The following is a 15,869-nucleotide window of genomic DNA, read 5'->3' on the forward strand; positions in this document are numbered from 1 at the left end:
CGTAGGCGGGGGTGGTCACGGCGTGTCCTGGGTGGGGGTGCTCATGGCGTGTCGTAGGCGGGGGTGGTCACGGCGTGTCCTGGGCGGGGTGGTCACAGTGTGTCCCGGGCGGTATCGAGCGCAGCAAGCACCGTCTCACCGGTCAGGGGCATCGAGGTCACGCGCACTCCGGTCGCATCGGCGACGGCATTCGCGATGGCCGATGCAACCGGCAGCATCGCTCCTTCACCCAAGCCCTTCGATCCGAAGGGACCCGGTCCGTGGCCCTGCTCCTGGGTGATCGAGATGAACTCCGCCGGCAGGTCGCTGGACCGGGGCACGCGGTAGTCGACGAGCCGGCCGTTGGCGAGCACCCCGCCGTCGAAACGCATGGTCTCGAACAGAGCACCGCCGAGCCCCATGATCGCTGCCCCCTCGTCCTGGCCGCGGCAGGCTCCTTCGTGCAGCACGGCCCCGGCGTCGCCGGAGACGACCAGACGGTGCACGGTCACCATTCCGGTATCGGCGTCCACCGAAACCTCCGCAGCCCCCCAGCCGTACTCCCACGACACGCACGGTGATTCCAACGGGGCCCGGCTGTCGCTGGGGGCCTTGAAGAATCCTTCACCGGTGAACTCGTAACCGGTCCCGCCATAGGTACCCATGACGAGCGGGGCAAGCGGTCGGCGGTTCGGCTCGCCGGTGCCGTCCTGGGGTGCGACGAGCACCATGCCGTCGGTGAAGTCGACACGGGCGACCGGCACCCCCAACGCTGTGGCTGAGAACTGCAGGATGCGCAGACGAGCAGCTTCGCTGGCCTTCTGCACCGCCTGACCCATCACCGAGATGGACGAGGAGGCATTGGTGCCCTGGTCGAACGGGGTGTGATCGGTGTCGAGGTCAGACCAATGGACACGCGATCGGGGCACGTCCAGCACACGCGCCGCGACCTCACGCAACGCTGTCTGGGCGCCCTGACCCATCTCGACGGTGCCGCATTGCACCCACGCATCGCCGCTGGTGGCGACCTTGACCCGAGCTTGCGCCGGCTTGTTGACCCCACCGGAGTCCTTGAAGCCCACTGCCACACCCCGGCCCCGGCCAGCAGGGCGCGCCTGGTCCATGCCGATGCGGTCGGCTACGAGCTCGAGACCCTCGGCAAGGTCAGAGTCCATGGCCGATTCACCCGGCACGTAGGCGTCGCCGAGGCCGATGAGGTTGCGGCGGCGCAGCTCGACGGGGTCAAACCCCAGCCGTACCGCGATCATGTCGATCTGGCTCTCGCAGGCGAAGTTGGCCTGGGTGCCGCCGAACCCGCGGAACGGGCCCGCAGGAGTGGTGTTGGTGAGCACCGCATCGGTGACCGAGCGGATGTGCTGCCACCGGTACGGCCCCGCGACCCGGTAGCCCGCCTTCTCCGCGACCAAGGGGCTCGCGTCCGCGTAGGCGCCTGCGTCAAGCAGGACCTCGGCGTCGCGGGCTACGAGCGTGCCGTCGGACATCACGCCGGTCCGCAACCTCAGGCGTGCGTTGTGCTGGCGCATCGTCAAGAAGCCCTCGTCCAACGTGAGGCAGTACCTGACGGGGGCGCCGGCCTTGCGGGCCAGCAATGCGGCGATCGGCTCGGTCTTGCAGCCGTTCTTGGCGCCGAAGCCGCCGCCTAGGTACCTGACCTGCATGCGCACCCGGTGCTCGCCGATGCCCAGCAGGCGAGCCATCTCCTTGCGCACCGGGAACGGGTTCTGGCAGCTCGACCAGAGCTCGAGACGGCTGCTGTCAGCTGTGCTGTCGTCGCCTTCGTCTGTGCTGTCGCCGCTGTCCGCGGCTGGGGCCGACCAGCGGGGTCCGGACCATCGGGCGACCGTCACGAACGGCTCAAGATGCAGGTGCTGCTGCCGGCCGTCGAAGCCGAACACGTCGACGAAGATGTGGTCGCAGCGATCGAAGACCGCTGGGTCGCCGGTCTCGTAGGCAAAGCGGTAGCAGACGTTCGGCTTGGGCCGGGTGCCGCCGCTGGCGCCTTGGCCGTAGATGGGAGCCATGGCCAGCGGCGCTTCGGGGAACAACTCTGGCGCGCCATCGGCCAGAGCGGCATCGAAGTCGGCCACGGTCGGCAGCGGCTCGTAGTCGACTTGTACGAGCGACAGGGCCCGCGCCGCGTCGAGCTCGGTGTCCGCTGCGATCGCGACGACGGCGTCGCCCATGTAGCGCACCCGGTCGAGCGCCAGGATCGGCTGGTCCTTCACGAAGTAGCCGTAGCTGTGCGAGGCCACCAGTGGCCCGGCCACAGGGCGGTGCTGCAGGTCGTCGCCAGCCCAACGTTCTCGAAGCTCAGTGTCGAGCAGGTCCCGCCGTGTCAGGACGGCCCGAACACCGGGGGCCTGCTCGGCCGCGACGGTGTCGATGCGGGTGACGAGCGCATGTGGGTGGGGCGAGCGCAGCACCTTGGCGTGCAGCATACCGCCGAGCGCGACATCGACCGCGTACGAAGCGGTGCCGGACGTCTTCGCCGCGGCGTCTGAGCGCGTCATGGTGCACCGTCTTGCATCGGGCTGCTGGGGGAGCGCAGTGCAGCTGAGGCTGCCTCCACCGCCTCGATGACCATGAGGTAGCCGGTACAACGACACACGTTCGAATCGAGCCAGTCGCAGATGGTTGTGCGGTCGGGGTCCCGATGGCGGGCCAGCAAGGCGCTCGCGGTGAGGATCAGACCTGGCGTGCAGTAGCCGCACTGGAAGGCGCTGAACTCGGCGAAGGCTCGCTGGACCTCGGGCAGCGCGGCCGCAGGGCCGGTCGTCAGGTCGCCTGCCGTTGTCATGTGGCCCGATTCGATCGTGAGCACGTCGCGACCGTCGGATTGCCACGCGAACGTGGAACACGAAGCTGTGGGTTCGCCATCGACGAGCACGGTGCAGGCACCGCAGACGGCCTGATCACATCCGACGCGAGTGCCGCCGAGTCCAGCGCGTGATCGGATGGTGTCAACCAGCATCTCCGACGCCGGGGCGGACGCGCTGAACGGTTCCCCATTGAGCCGCAGCTCGATGTCCACTAAGAGGCCGCGCGGATAGGTGACGTCTCGGAAAGTTGCTGTCACGCCTTCTTTGCGCAATTTTGCCGTCTGTGGCGGCATTTCTGCGCAAAGTCCAGGCCGTCGGGGCTGCCGGGCATCGCCGCCTATCCGCTGAGGCTCTGAGTCGTCCGGCAGGGATGCTGCTGGGGGCCCGGTAGATACGACGGCTTCCCTGCGCGAGGCATCAGGCGGGTACGCGCCATCACTGCCAAGGCCGCCATCATTCATCGCACCTGCTGCATGGAGCTCCAGGCAACGGCCGACGAGCACGTCGATGACACGGCGCCGGTACGCAGTCGAAGCGAAGACGTCATCGGTCGGGTCGGGCAGCGCGCCGAGCAAAGCGCGTGCGGCAGCGGCGTCCGCGGCGCCGCTGGGCAGCACCTCGACCTCGGGATAGGCGCAACCGATCGCTATGTGGTTGTCGCCGACAGCCACAGAAGCGACTGGCTTCAGCGATCGCTCATAGACGACATAGCCGGCAAGCGGCACCTCGCAGCCGACGAGCAGGCGATCGTGTGGCCGGTCCGCCACAGCGCAGCGCCGCCCAGAGCCATCGGGTTCCATGAAGATCAGCTCGGCACCGGCGGCAGCCAGGATCGGCGCTGCGTCGTAGCCAGAGTCGAACGCCATGAGGTTGCCCCCCAGCGTCCCGGCGGATCGGATGCGCACGTTGCCGATAGTCCGCCATGCATCAGCGAGGTCCGGCCGCACCGTCCGTACGAGTCGGTCGGTTTCGATCCGGGCGTGGGTGACAGCCGCGCCGATGAACAGCACGCCGTCTCCCAGCGAGATCTCGTCGAGCACCTCGAGCCCGCTGGGAGAACTTCGTCCGGGCTTGCACAGCGGGACGAGGGCGGGTGCCACTTCGCCATTGCGAAGCCGTTGCGCAACGTCGATACCGCCCGCGTGCGCCCATGCACCGGCGGCGATCATCGAAGCGGCGTCCGCCAGCGAGCCAGGTCGGTACAACGCGAACGGCTCGATGCCCAGGTGGCTTCGGGAGATCAGCCCGTCCGGTGCCGCGTGCTGAGCGGGGTCGGTCTCGACACTCATGTCTGGACGCCGCTCATTTCGGGACTCATGGCCCGGCTGTCGTCGGCATCTCGACGGGCGGGACGAACGGGACCGGCATCGGCCCCAGCGCATCACAGTCCACACGGATCATCTGCGGGCATCCCGCGGCCGTCGCGGTCTCGAATGCGCTGGCGAACTCTGCGGGCGTCGACACATCGAGGAAGCCGAAGTCGAACGCAGATGCTGTCGCGGCCAGATCTGGGGTGACCAGGTCCACTCCGGAGCGACGACCGAGGTGCCGGTCTTGGGTATTGCGCAGCACCCCGTACCCGCCGTCGTCGAAGACCACAACGGTGACGGGCAGCTGCTCTTGGGCCAGCGTGGCCAGTTCGCCGAGCTGAGGGACGAGACCGCCGTCGCCGACCATCACCATGGTCGGTTCATCGGCACGGGCAACGGCGGCACCGATCGACATCCCGACCGCCTGTCCGATGCCGCCTCCCCGGGGGACCACGTTGGTGGATGGGTCGATCACTGGCAGCAGGCGATTGCCCCACGAGCTGTTGGGGATGGTGATGTCGCGCACACGGGGTGAACGGTCGCTGAGCACGCCCGCCATGATGTCGCAGATCGTTGCGTATGGCCCGATATCTCGTCGCAGCTGGGCTCGGCACTGCTCACGGGCGGCAGTGATGCTCTCGTGCCATTCCGGCTGCAGGGCACAGCGGCGATCGGAGAGCCGCTCGACGAGCGAGGCGACCAACGTGCGGGCATCGCCCACGATCCCGACTTCTGCGGGGTAGGCGCGACCGATCGCTGCCGGGTCGATGTCAATCTGGATGTGCGCGGCGGGCAGGGCCAGCCGGTAGCTGCGGGTCTCGTTCGAGCGGAAATGCGTGCCGATCGAGATGAGCACGTCGGCTTGTGCGAGCAACTCGGCACCGGTCGCAGATGCTGCGAAGTTGCCGATGACGCGGTCGTCGGTCTCGGGCACGACACCGCGCCCTGCGTTCGAGGTGATCAAGCCAGCGCCGGTGCAGCGCAACAGATCGTCGATCGCAACGGTGCAGCCGGTGGCACCGCCTCCTGCCCACACCAAGGGTCGTTCCGCTGCGAGGATGAGCTCGGCAGCCCGGTCCAACACAGCATCGTCCGGTTTGGTCGCGACACCAAGGTTCGTCGAGTCATGATGCGCAGCTGCGCCACTGGAGCCGCTGACAAGTGCGGCTGCTTCGATGGGCTCGGGCCCACCGCCGGTGTTGTCCAAGCCAAGACTCGTGGGAGCGTCATCGGGGAGATGGTCCCAGAGGGCTGGCTCGGTGTATTGCAGATCGATCGGCCACTCCAGGCTGACCGGGCCGCGTGGGTGGGTGCCCAGCCTCCGGGCTGCCCGGGAGAAATCGGCCGACGGTGCCGTCGCGACCGTTGCCGCCCAGACCGAGCACGACCGCAGCATCCCCAGCTGGTCGCGGGTCTCGTGAATGACTCCGCGGCCTGCGCCGAGATGCTCGCTGGGAATCTGGCCCGTCACATGCAGCACCGGCGAGCCAGCCGAGAGCGCCTCCACCAGTGCTCCCGCAGCATTCGCTGCGCCGGTACCGGTCGACGTCACCGCGCAGCCGGGTGTGCCGCGCACCCGGGCGTAGCCGTCGGCTGCGTTCACCGAGGCCGCCTCGCTGCGGGTGGGCACCCATCGCAGCTGATGCGTCAGGGCATCGACCAGCGGGAGGTTGTGGACGCTCACCACCCCGAAGGCAGTGTCGATGCCGAGCGATCCCAGCACCTCGACGAGCAGATCGCCACCGTTTCGCGGCAAGGCCCCGTTCATGGCATCACGAAGCCGCCGTCCACCACGATGGTCTGCCCGGTGATGTAGGCGGCCGCGTCACAGAGCAGGAACACCACGGCGCCTGTGACGTCGTCTGGTTGCTGGGGTCGGCTGATCGCTCGGTTCTGGGCGTACAGCGCGTGGCGTTCAGCCGGGATCTCTTCTGCGGACGGTCCTTCGGTTAGCCCCGGCGCCACGGCGTTGACGGTGATGCCGTGGTCGCCCAGCTCGCGTGCCATGGCCCGCGTCAGCGCGATGAGCGCTCCCTTCGAAGCGACGTAGTGCGCCAGCCGGGGCGAGCCGTACAGCGCAGCGTCCGAGGCGATGTTGACGATCCGGCCTTCGCCCGCTGCCAGCAGCTGCGGCGCAAACGCTCGACTCACGAGCCACGGCCCTCGGGCATTGATGGTGTGGATCCGATCCCACTCCTCAGGGGTGATATCCCAAAAGGTCTTGCCTCCCACGGCATCGGCGAGACCGGCGTTGTTCACGAGACCCCAGATGGGTCCCATTACGCCAAGACGTTGGGCCAACTCGCTGACCGACGCCGGGTCGCTCACGTCCACAGGAGAGAACTCGGCCGATCCGCCTGCGTCGGTGATGTTGCTGACGACTTGCTCGCCGCGCTCGGGAAACAACTCTGCTACCACGACGTGCCCCCCGAAGCCGGCGATCGCATGCGCCATCGCCTCGCCGAGCCCGCGCCCGGCGCCCGTGACGACGACGCGGCGGCCGTCCAGGTTCATAACGGAGCCGGTCGTGCGAGCGGCGCCAAGCATGCGCGGACTGGTGAGCCCTCCTGGCGCGCTGCCTGTCGTTTCCCGCTCTTGTTCGCTCCGCTCACGGGCCGCGAGGGCCGCGGCTTCGCCATTCGGCTCAGCCTCAGTCCCGCGTGATTCCCGCCATGGGCGAGTGCGGGGGATAGGTGGGCAACTGAGGCTTCGACGCTCCCAGCATCACCACGAACAGTGCGTCGGTGTCACCGACATTGCGCAACGAGCGCGCGGTGCCGGCTGGGATCTTGATGAGGTCGCGGTAGCCGAGCAGCCGGGTGGCCGACCCGTCGCCATCGTAAATCGTGATCTCGAGTTCGCCTTCGAGCACGAAGAACGCCTCCTCGACGTCGTGGTGAGTGTGCTCGGGGCCTTCAGCTCCCGGCGGCAGCAGCATGTTGGAGAACGTGAAGTGCTCCGCGGCCAGTGCCCGATCGTCGCCCTCGTGATTGCCGGTGCCGCCCGAGCCGATGTAGCGGATCTGGGCACGCCGGTACTGCGGGCCGGCCTTGGTCTGGAACGCGAGAGTGTCCCAGTCCTCCCGCCGGGTGCCGCGCATGGCGCACATGGAGTCGATACGGGCCTCGAGGTCGGCAGCTTCTGCTGTCTCAACCGGGTCGGCAGCGGTCTGGCTCATCGTTGGTGTCCTGTGGTGGTTGACGGTCGACGGGTGCGGCGGTCGGTGGGTGCGAGTCAGTCTGCGAGGGCGATGGGGGTCGGTGACAGCTCAGGTGCGAGCCCGAATCGCTCCCGTTGCGCCTCGAACTCGCTCTCGAACGCCCGACGCAAGTGCACCACAGGCCGGTCCGCTTGCGCCAGATGCTCGTCGCGCCTCGCCTCATCAGTCGTGCGCAGGCTCTCCAGCATCTCCTTGTCCTGGTTGAGCACGTGCAGGTGTGTGCCTCGCAGGCGCAGCCGGTAGAGCGTCCGCCAGATCCGACGTTCACGTCCGGTGACCTCACGGAAACGCGGGAAGTGCACGAGCGTCGCGGCATTGTCGCGTGGCGTCAGGAACCCCAGTATCCGCAGCGGCGGACCGGGCCCGGCGCTGCGAGGCAGCGGGATGTCGAGTCGCACGTATGCCAGCGAGCCCGTGTGGATGTCGATCCAGTCGAAGTTCGTCCCGGCCTGGTCGCGGCGCCGTACCTCGAAGCCGTCGTCGTGATCGTCAACCATGACACGGTCATGGGTGATGCCCTCGTTCAGCGTGATCGAGCTCGCATGCAGGAACGGGGCATGCATGAGGTCCACGAGGTTCTCGAGCGCCAGCATCCAGTTCGCACCCCACTCGACGGTCTCGGGGAACGTCGAATAGCGATCGTCGGTGAATTCGGCCGGCAGGCGGAGCGCCGCCGGCGACGACTCGCCGATCCAGGCCCACAGGTAGCCGGCCTCTTCGGTGACCGGGTAGGTCACGCTTACCTTGGTGCGCTCAGCCAGCGAACATGCTCCGCCCTGAGAGGGCACCGAGGTGCACTGGCCACTCCCGTCGAAGCGCCAATGGTGATAACCGCACCGCAGTTCGTCGCCCACGACATCGCCGATCGAGAGCCTGGCTCCCCGGTGCGGGCACAGGTCAGCCATGAGGTGGGGCGCTCGGGAACCGTCGCGCCACAGCACCAGGTCTTCGCCCAGCAAGCGGGTGGCCACCGGCTCGTCGAGTACCAACTCGGCAGTGCCCAGCAGGTACCAGCGGTCTCGGAGCCCGAGCCGCGGGTCGCCCTTGGGCAGCTCAGCCAGCGGTGGCCATCCGGGCGGGCGCCGGGCGATCTGCCGGTTCCCGATGCCCGTGTGCTGCGCCACACGCGCTCGCACGCGCCCGACCAGCGCTCGAGCCGTGTGCTCCAGCGTCGGACGGGCAGGCATCGGCGCCTCAGTCGCCGCTCAGGTGCGCCACGCGGGGCATGACGTCGTTGGCCAGCAGATCCATCGAACGTCGCCACGCCTCAGGGTTGTCGGCATAGTCGAAGCAGAACAGCAGCAGGTGGCCGAATCCGCCGACGTCGGCGTACACCTTCTCGATCGAGGCTGCGACGGTCTCGGGCGAGCCCACGAACCAGTTGTTGCGGGCGCAGTACTCGACGGTGACCACGCCGTCGGCGGGTGGGTTGCGCTCGTCGATGAGGAACTTGTGGAAGTCGAAGGCGCCGAGCAGGGGGATGAAGTACTCGGTCATCATCCGGCCCATCATCCCGCCGTAGGACAGCTCCCAGGCTTCCTCGTCGGTGGGAGCCACGAACACCTCGCGCACCATGCGCCAGTCGCTGCGGCTGACCTCGCGTCCCGCCCGGCGAGCCCCCGCCTCGTATGAGTCCCAGTGCCCGCTGACGTACTGCGGATTGAGATTCAGGCTCATCGGGATCCAGCCCTTCTCGCCTGCCATCTCCAGCGTCGGCGACGGCGAGTTCAGTCCCGCCACGCCGATCGGCGGGTGCGGCTGCTGCAACGGCCGCAGGTGATGCACGAGGTCCATGTCGGGCATGCCGTGGGGCACTGAGCCCTTCCAGTGCTTGCCCTCGTGGGTCCAGCCGGGTTCCTGGCTCCAGAGGTTCAAGATGAACTCGACCGATTCCTGGGTCATCTCGCGGTTCTCGCCGGCCATGCCGTCAACCCCGAACATCTCCCAGTCACTGGGCAGGCCGCTGGCGGCAACGCCGAAGTTGAGACGGCCCTCGGAGATGTGGTCCAGCAGCGAGATCCGGTTGGCCAGCTCCGCTGGGTGGTAGTAGGGCATCAGGAATCCGCCCGGACCGATGCGAATGTTCTTGGTCCGACGCAGCGCTTCGAGCGTGAGCAGGTCTGGGGCTGGGTGCGGCTCCCACCGAGCGGCGTGATGCTCGCCGATCCACGCCTCGCCGAACCCGAACTCGTCAGCCCACTCGATGACCTGCAAGTCCCACTCCCAGCCCTCGCGCAGGTCGCGCTCGGGCGGATGGCTCGGCATGGTGAACAGTCCCAGTTCCATGGTGATCCCCTGTCGCTCTCGACGGCGCCGCGAACCCCGCGCCTAGATGCCGAAACTTACTGCGGTCGCCATCGGCCGTCACCAGCGTGCATCTAATCTCCATGTCGTGTCCGCATCAGTGTCGAGGAGATGGCTTGGCGCAGCTGTCATTGCGCTGTGTCTGACTGCATCGTGCGCGAGTGACCAACCCGACGCAGGTCCGGCTGGGGTTGCGCCGACCATCGCAGCGTCGACCAGCACGGCCGCGCCCCACGAGAGCACGCCGGTAGCGGCCACGTCGACCACTCAGTCGGACTCGGCAACCACCGACGCCTCCGCACCCGCGCCGAGCACGGCACCCCCCGATTCAGCCGCGAGCGATACCGAAGACGACCCGGCCCACGCCTCAGACCTGGCCACGCTGGTTGATTTCAGGCACGACAACGACGACTCAGACGCCGAGGGACCCGTTGAGTACGTCGTCGGACGAGACATCGCCCCAGGGGTGTGGCAATGGTCTCAACTCTCGGCGGGCAGTTGCATATTCGTCGCCGTGGCGCCGGAGCCATGGTCTTCGGGGCCAGGTGAACCGCAGCGACCCATTTACCAGGATGATGTGGAACGCCTGTGGTGGCTCGATGCGCGCGATCCGGTCGCCCTCGCGAGCGGCGAGGCCGTTATCGGCTACAACTCGTCAGCGAACATTGACGGGATGATCTCCGCGACGTCTCGTCCCGAGTGCTTCCTTGAGCGAACCGGCGACCACAGCGTTCCTGACGAGGAGACCTATGCGCGTCGCCACGATTCGGGCAGCGGCGGCGTGGAGGGTGGCGACGACATCCCGGCAGAGGAGCCGGAGTCTGCGGGCGAATTCGAGGGAGACACGAGCTGGGAGTGCCGGGCGCACAGCGGACCCGAGCCCGTAGATCTGCTCGACTGGAGGGATGAACCCGGTACTCAGCACCCAGAGGTTTCATGCGTCGTCGGAGAGGGGATCCTGGCAGGCTGGTGGCAGTGGCACGAGCTCTCTGCCACCGACTGCATCTTCGTCGTCGTCGACTCTGGGGATGAGGTCGACCGGCACCTGCACCCGAGCCAGTCACGCCGCGACGCGAGAGAGCCGATCCTGCTGCGAGAGGGCGAAATTGTGGAGGGCTACTCCGAGAGCGGCAATACGGGCTCGAGCTTCACAGCTGGCATCAGTCATCCGAGTTGCTTCTTGGAGCACATTGCCCCCGAGGACGAGTTCTCGGCATAGACGATCAGCGCCCCATACATTCGTAGCGACGCTGAGGCGCACTACACGCGGTTCGCGTAGCCGTAGGGTGCGAGGCGATGTCTCTGTGAGGAGATCGGAGCGGAAAGATGCCTATTGATCCGGATCGGGAAACCTGGAAGCCGGGGATGAGCTGGGAGGAGGCGATCGCGGAAATCGCCTACCTCAAGGAGCTCGCCTCAGAGATGGGCGGACCCGAACGCATCGAGCGTCAGCACCAGGGCGGCCGGTACACGGTGCGCGAGCGCATCGCCAAGATGGCCGATCCCGGCTCGTTCGTCGAGATGGGCGGCCTCATGGGCGGTCCGGAATACGACGACGAGGGCAACATCATCGGATTCACCCCCGGCGGCTACGTGATGGGTCTTGCCGAACTGGACGGCCGGCCGGTCGCCATCGGCGGCGACGACTTCACGATCTCAGGCGGCAGCCCCCACAACGTTCACAAGATCCCGCACCAGTTCGCCCAGCCGCTGGCCATCACCTACGGCATCCCGTACGTGCAACTGCGAGAGGGCGTGGGGCACAGCTCGCGGTCCGACGAGGAATCGGGCCAGATGGCATTGCCGGAAGGCGACATGTGGTGGCAAGGCGTCGAGATGCTGAGCAAGGTTCCGGTAGCTGCGGGGATCATGGGATCGGTGGCGGGTTGGCCAGCGGCAGCGGCGCTGATGTCGCACTTCACGGTGATGGTCAAAGGACAGTCGCAGATCTTCCCGTCTGGTCCTCCAGTGGTGCAGCGCGCGACCGGCGAGATGCTGTCGAAGGAGGAGCTCGGCGGCTACCGGATGCACGTGTACCAGAGCGGCCAGGTCGACAACGTGGCAGAGAGCGAGGAAGACGCGTTCGACCAGATCAAGCAGTTCCTGTCGTACCTGCCGAACACGGTCTCGCAGGTGGCGCCACGGGTGGACACCGGCGACTCGCCGGATCGCCGGCCCGAAGAGCTGCTGAACATCATTCCCACGAACCGTCGAGCTGGCTACGACGCCCGGGCGCTCATCGGGCACGTCGTCGACAACGGTGAGTTCTTCGAGATGCGTCGCCACTACGCCGGAGCGATCATCACCGGGTTCGCCCGGCTCGACGGCTACAGCGTCGGCGTGGTCGGCAGCGATCCCATGCGGCTGGCGGGGGCCATGGATGGCGACGGCGCCGATAAGTACGCCCACTTCGTCGACCTGTGCGATGCCTTCAATCTGCCGATGGTGATCTTCTTGGATATGCCCGGCTTCATGCTGGGCTCGGCCGCGGAACGCAAGGCCACCATGCGCCGCGGGGTGCGTGCGTTGATCGCCTCAGCGGAGGCGAGCGTGCCCAAGGTGGAGTTCAACGTCCGCAAGTCCTACGGGGTGGCTGCCGATGCGCCGAACAGCATCGGCCTGCCGCACGCGCTCAACCTCCGATTCGGATGGCCGGCGGGAGAGTGGGGCGGCATTCCCATCGAGGGAGGTGTAGCGGCGGCGTACCGGCGCGAGATCGACGCCGCCCCCGACCCAGAAGCGCACCGGGAAATGATCGAGGAACGGCTGCTGCGGCTCCGATCGCCGTTCAAGGCCGCCATGGCTGGCGACGTCGTGGACCTCATTGATCCGCGCGAGACCCGCAGGTTGGCCTGCACGTTCGTCAAGCTGGCCCAGCCGGCGCTCGCCGAACTCGCACAGCGAACGGGCAAGCGCGCCGTTCGACCTTGAGTCGCACGAACGAATCGTCCTGTGCGACGTTGGCGAGCAACGCCGGAAAATGACCACCGTCCCGCGTTCGTTCGAGGGCACAATCAGTGAGTGGACAGACCTGAACTTGACTGGATTCGATTCGGCGACGCCGTCATCGACTATGAGATCAGGCGCAGCGCGCGTCGGCACAAGACCCTGGAGATCACCGCCGGTCCGAACGGCGTGCGTGTGGCGGTCCCGGCAGCAACGCGCCCCGAAGACATCGCGGCGTTCGTGCGAAGCAAGGCGCGATGGGTCCTGGACCGCCTTGCGACTGAGCCAGCCGAGCAAGCTCCGCCCCAGCTGCCTGGCACGCTTCCATACCACGGACGCAGCCTGAGCTTGACCGTTGGCAGCGACGACATCGTCGACGTTGACGTGCGCTTCAGACCGTGGGAATTGCAGGTGCTATTGCCGGTAGATGTGGATCCTGCCGATGCGGCACCGCAGATCCGCAGTGCTGTCGCCGAGTGGTACTGGCTTCGTGCTTGCGAGCACGTCTCGATCGGCGTTGATCGATGGTGGCCGGAAATGGGCGGAGGTTCCAAGCCTGAAGTGCTCATCGGGGATCAGCGCAGACGATGGGGGAGCTGCGCTGCCGATGGCCCGTTGAGGTTCAACTGGAGGCTCGTGATGCTCGAACCGAGGTTGCTCGATTACGTCGTTGTTCACGAACTGGCCCACCTCACCGAACTCAACCATGGACCCGATTTCTGGGCACTCGTGAGTTCAGTGCTCCCGGATGTCAACGAACGCAAGGCTGCGCTGCGAGCAATCGCCGGAACGCTGCCGCTGTGAAGCCGATCCGTTTGGGCGAGCAGTCACAGGGAGCTCGATTTCGACGAGCACAAACTCAGACATCGGGGACCAGAGCACTAGCGTGACGCGGTGAACGACACTGCGGACGCATCAGGCGCGTTGAGATTCGGATGGCTGTCGCCGTGCATCGGCAACCGGTGGAGCGATCACCGGCCGATCGTGGCCGACCAGGTGGAATGGCTCCTGCCTGAAGTGATCGGGCACTTCGACTCGCTGTGGATCGCAGATCACTTCTACGGATTCGACGCAAAGACCGATCCCTTCCTCGAGGCTTGGACCACCATCACCTGGTGCGCTGCGCGCCTCGACGGCGTGCAGTTGTGCCACCACGTGCTCGGGCACGGCTACCGGCCGCCGGCGCTGACAGCGAAGATGGCGGCGACGCTGCAATACCTGTCGGGCAACCGGTTCATCCTGGGCATCGGGGCCGGGTGGCGAGGTGACGAGTACGGAGCGTACGGATACGAATTCCCGGCACCGAAGGTGCGCTTTGCCCAGCTCGAAGAGGTCATCACGATCTGCCGGTTGATGTGGACCACCGACGACCCGAGCTTTGAGGGCGAGCACTACCGCATCGACGGGGCGGCAGCGCCACCGCTGCCGGAGATCCCGCCGCAGATCTGCGTCGGGGCTTCAGGCGAGCAGATCGGGCTCAAGGTCGCCGCCCGGCATGCCGATATCTGGAACACACCTTGGCGGCGCGACTTGGAGTCGCTGCATCGCAAGTGCGGGATCGTGCTCGACGAGCTTGAGCGCCTCGGGCGCGACCCGTCTGGTTTGGAGATGTCAACCACCGTCGAGCGAGCGCTGCCCACTACTGACAGCGAGTCAGCCTCCTACGCCGAGTTTCTCGCCTCGCTCATCGAGGTTGGCATCCGGCACTTTGTGCTCGACTTCGGCAATCCTGACAGCGCAGAGCCCGCCCATCGATTCGCCGAGCAGGTCATCGCCCCACTGCGGGCCAGCACCGGCTGAGCTTGTGCCGGGAGCGCACTAGCCGCCCCGTTCCGAGCGAGCGCTCAGTCGGCGAACAGTTCGAGTTCGGCGGGGGTGGGTGAGCCCTCGGTCCCCGCCGGCGATCGCAACTCGGCTCGTTCCAAGGTTTCCTCGTAGAGGCTGTGAGCGGACTGGCCATGGGGTACGAACGCCACGACGTCGGTGCCGATGAACTCGACTGCCACGGCATCGCCGCGGCTGACATGTGGATCGGGCCCACAGCGCACTCGCAATTGCGTGCCATCGAGATTCGCCACCACCATCGAGTCGTGCCCGTAGAACTCCACGAGTTCGACTTCGGCTGACGCTCCCGGCGCGAGGCGGAGCTGCTCTGGGCGCAGCATGACGTCCACCGTGCCCGTCACTGGATCTCCGGAATGGATGCCATTGCTGTGGGGAGCATCGGCGCCGCCGAGCGGGAGGCGGCCAAGCGCCGTGTGTGCGACGCCGGCGGATGCCGTACAGCGCAGCCACGACGCTGTGCCCACGAAGTCCGCCACGAACGGATCGGCAGGTCGGCGGTAGAGGCCGTCCGGGGTGTCCACTTGGGCAAGCTGGCCCTCGCGCAACACGCCGACACGGTCGCCGACGACGAAGGCTTCGTCCTGGTCGTGGGTGACGAACACGGCGGTGATGCCGAGTTCGATCAACAGCCGGCGGACCTCGCTGCGGACCTCCTCACGCAGCGAGGCGTCGAGATTCGAAAAGGGCTCGTCCAAGAGCAGCACTCCGGGCCGTGGCGCCAGAGCCCGCGCCAACGCGACGCGCTGTTGCTGACCGCCGGAAAGGGTCGATGGCAGGCGCTCCTCGAAACCGGCAAGACCCACCAAGTCGAGCGCTTCGGCGATTCGGCGGGGCGTTCGCTTGGTCCGTTCGAGCCCGTAGCCGACGTTGCGAGCCACGGTGAGGTGACCGAACAGCGCCCAGTCCTGGAACACCATCCCGATGCGGCGTGACTCGGGTGCCACCCAGGTGCCGCCTCGCCCAGGCGGACCCGAAACGAGCCGGTCGCCGAGACCGATGGTGCCTGCGAGCGGGCGTTCGAGCCCCGCGATCAGGCGGAGCAGGGTGGTCTTGCCGCACCCGCTCGGTCCCAGCAAGGCCACCGACTCGCCGGGGTCGACATGCAGAGACAAGTCGCGGACTGAGTAGCCGTCATGGTTGGGCGAATCACCGTCGAGCGGACGTCGCGCCTGAGCTTGGCCGTAGGAGTGAGAAACGCTCTCGAGCGTGATCGAGCGTGCCGTTGGCCAATGCCGTTCGTGGACCTGAGGGGCAGGTCCATCCAACGCAGCAGAACCAGCGAGTCGCCGATCTCGCTTCGACCGAAATGCCCGGACGGTGCGCACCGAACGCAGTATAAGCAAGGGCGTCGGCCGGTATCCAGATAGGTGAATGCCCGGTGATGGCTATGCCTGTTGGATCTCGATAGGCATGACTAACGGATCC

Annotated in this window: 12 protein-coding genes; 4 read left to right on the forward strand and 8 right to left on the reverse strand. The window is 67.1% G+C overall.

The window, feature by feature from the left end; all coding sequences use genetic code 11:
• Window positions 1-92 precede the first annotated feature (92 nt).
• From ACOCMM_RS10415 to ACOCMM_RS10445, 7 genes are all read right to left on the reverse strand, one after another.
• Complete coding sequence (locus ACOCMM_RS10415; protein WP_419553088.1) at window positions 93-2,510, reverse strand: xanthine dehydrogenase family protein molybdopterin-binding subunit; 2,418 nt, start codon at window positions 2,508-2,510, stop codon at window positions 93-95.
• A complete protein-coding gene (locus ACOCMM_RS10420) occupies window positions 2,507-4,108 on the reverse strand; it encodes a 2Fe-2S iron-sulfur cluster-binding protein (protein ID WP_419553089.1) in 1,602 nt (533 codons plus the stop codon). Before ACOCMM_RS10420 ends, ACOCMM_RS10415 begins: the two co-directional genes overlap by 4 nt.
• A gap of 25 nt (window positions 4,109-4,133) precedes the next feature.
• Window positions 4,134-5,897, reverse strand: coding sequence for a thiamine pyrophosphate-binding protein (locus ACOCMM_RS10425; RefSeq protein ID WP_419553090.1), 1,764 nt, complete (start codon window positions 5,895-5,897; stop codon window positions 4,134-4,136).
• Window positions 5,894-6,676, reverse strand: a complete 783-nt coding sequence (locus ACOCMM_RS10430; protein WP_419553091.1) for a 3-oxoacyl-ACP reductase family protein — start codon at window positions 6,674-6,676, stop codon at window positions 5,894-5,896. Before ACOCMM_RS10430 ends, ACOCMM_RS10425 begins: the two co-directional genes overlap by 4 nt.
• A gap of 103 nt (window positions 6,677-6,779) precedes the next feature.
• Window positions 6,780-7,307 (reverse strand): cupin domain-containing protein, encoded by a 528-nt coding sequence (locus ACOCMM_RS10435; protein WP_419553092.1) that lies wholly within the window; start codon window positions 7,305-7,307, stop codon window positions 6,780-6,782.
• Window positions 7,308-7,363: 56 nt separating this feature from the next.
• Complete coding sequence (locus tag ACOCMM_RS10440; protein WP_419553093.1) at window positions 7,364-8,536, reverse strand: Rieske 2Fe-2S domain-containing protein; 1,173 nt, start codon at window positions 8,534-8,536, stop codon at window positions 7,364-7,366.
• 7 nt (window positions 8,537-8,543) lie between these two features.
• Complete coding sequence (locus ACOCMM_RS10445; protein WP_419553094.1) at window positions 8,544-9,635, reverse strand: LLM class flavin-dependent oxidoreductase; 1,092 nt, start codon at window positions 9,633-9,635, stop codon at window positions 8,544-8,546.
• A gap of 106 nt (window positions 9,636-9,741) precedes the next feature.
• On the opposite strand from ACOCMM_RS10445, the gene ACOCMM_RS10450 reads away from it, so the two are divergent.
• The 4 genes from ACOCMM_RS10450 to ACOCMM_RS10465 all read left to right on the forward strand — a co-directional run bounded on the left by ACOCMM_RS10450 (window position 9,742) and on the right by ACOCMM_RS10465 (window position 14,399).
• Entirely contained in the window at window positions 9,742-10,872 is a 1,131-nt protein-coding gene (locus ACOCMM_RS10450; protein WP_419553095.1) for a hypothetical protein, read from the forward strand.
• Window positions 10,873-10,979: 107 nt separating this feature from the next.
• Window positions 10,980-12,584 (forward strand): acyl-CoA carboxylase subunit beta, encoded by a 1,605-nt coding sequence (locus tag ACOCMM_RS10455; RefSeq protein ID WP_419553096.1) that lies wholly within the window; start codon window positions 10,980-10,982, stop codon window positions 12,582-12,584.
• A gap of 90 nt (window positions 12,585-12,674) precedes the next feature.
• Complete coding sequence (locus tag ACOCMM_RS10460; RefSeq protein ID WP_419553097.1) at window positions 12,675-13,403, forward strand: M48 family metallopeptidase; 729 nt, start codon at window positions 12,675-12,677, stop codon at window positions 13,401-13,403.
• 90 nt (window positions 13,404-13,493) lie between these two features.
• Window positions 13,494-14,399 carry an LLM class flavin-dependent oxidoreductase gene (locus ACOCMM_RS10465; protein ID WP_419553098.1) on the forward strand — a complete coding sequence of 302 codons (906 nt, stop codon included), beginning with the start codon at window positions 13,494-13,496 and terminating at the stop codon, window positions 14,397-14,399.
• Between the two features lie 44 nt (window positions 14,400-14,443).
• Here ACOCMM_RS10465 and ACOCMM_RS10470 read toward each other — a convergent pair whose 3' ends face one another.
• The gene (locus ACOCMM_RS10470) at window positions 14,444-15,769 is read right to left on the reverse strand and encodes an ABC transporter ATP-binding protein (RefSeq protein WP_419553099.1); all 1,326 of its coding nucleotides are present in this window, start codon (window positions 15,767-15,769) and stop codon (window positions 14,444-14,446) included.
• Window positions 15,770-15,869: the final 100 nt, after the last annotated feature.

The organism is Candidatus Poriferisodalis sp., assembly GCF_965198245.1.
Classification (GTDB): Bacteria; Actinomycetota; Acidimicrobiia; order Acidimicrobiales; family Poriferisodalaceae; genus Poriferisodalis.

Excerpts from the sequence above, each read along its gene's own strand:
- ACOCMM_RS10415 (WP_419553088.1), bottom strand. The coding sequence starts at position 2,510 with ATGACGCGCTCAGACGCCGCGGCGAAGACGTCCGGCACCGCTTCGTAC.
- ACOCMM_RS10420 (WP_419553089.1), bottom strand. The coding sequence starts at position 4,108 with ATGAGTGTCGAGACCGACCCCGCTCAGCACGCGGCACCGGACGGGCTG.
- ACOCMM_RS10425 (WP_419553090.1), bottom strand. The coding sequence starts at position 5,897 with ATGAACGGGGCCTTGCCGCGAAACGGTGGCGATCTGCTCGTCGAGGTG.
- ACOCMM_RS10430 (WP_419553091.1), bottom strand. The coding sequence starts at position 6,676 with ATGCTTGGCGCCGCTCGCACGACCGGCTCCGTTATGAACCTGGACGGC.
- ACOCMM_RS10435 (WP_419553092.1), bottom strand. The coding sequence starts at position 7,307 with ATGAGCCAGACCGCTGCCGACCCGGTTGAGACAGCAGAAGCTGCCGAC.
- ACOCMM_RS10440 (WP_419553093.1), bottom strand. The coding sequence starts at position 8,536 with ATGCCTGCCCGTCCGACGCTGGAGCACACGGCTCGAGCGCTGGTCGGG.
- ACOCMM_RS10445 (WP_419553094.1), bottom strand. The coding sequence starts at position 9,635 with ATGGAACTGGGACTGTTCACCATGCCGAGCCATCCGCCCGAGCGCGAC.
- ACOCMM_RS10455 (WP_419553096.1), top strand. The coding sequence starts at position 10,980 with ATGCCTATTGATCCGGATCGGGAAACCTGGAAGCCGGGGATGAGCTGG.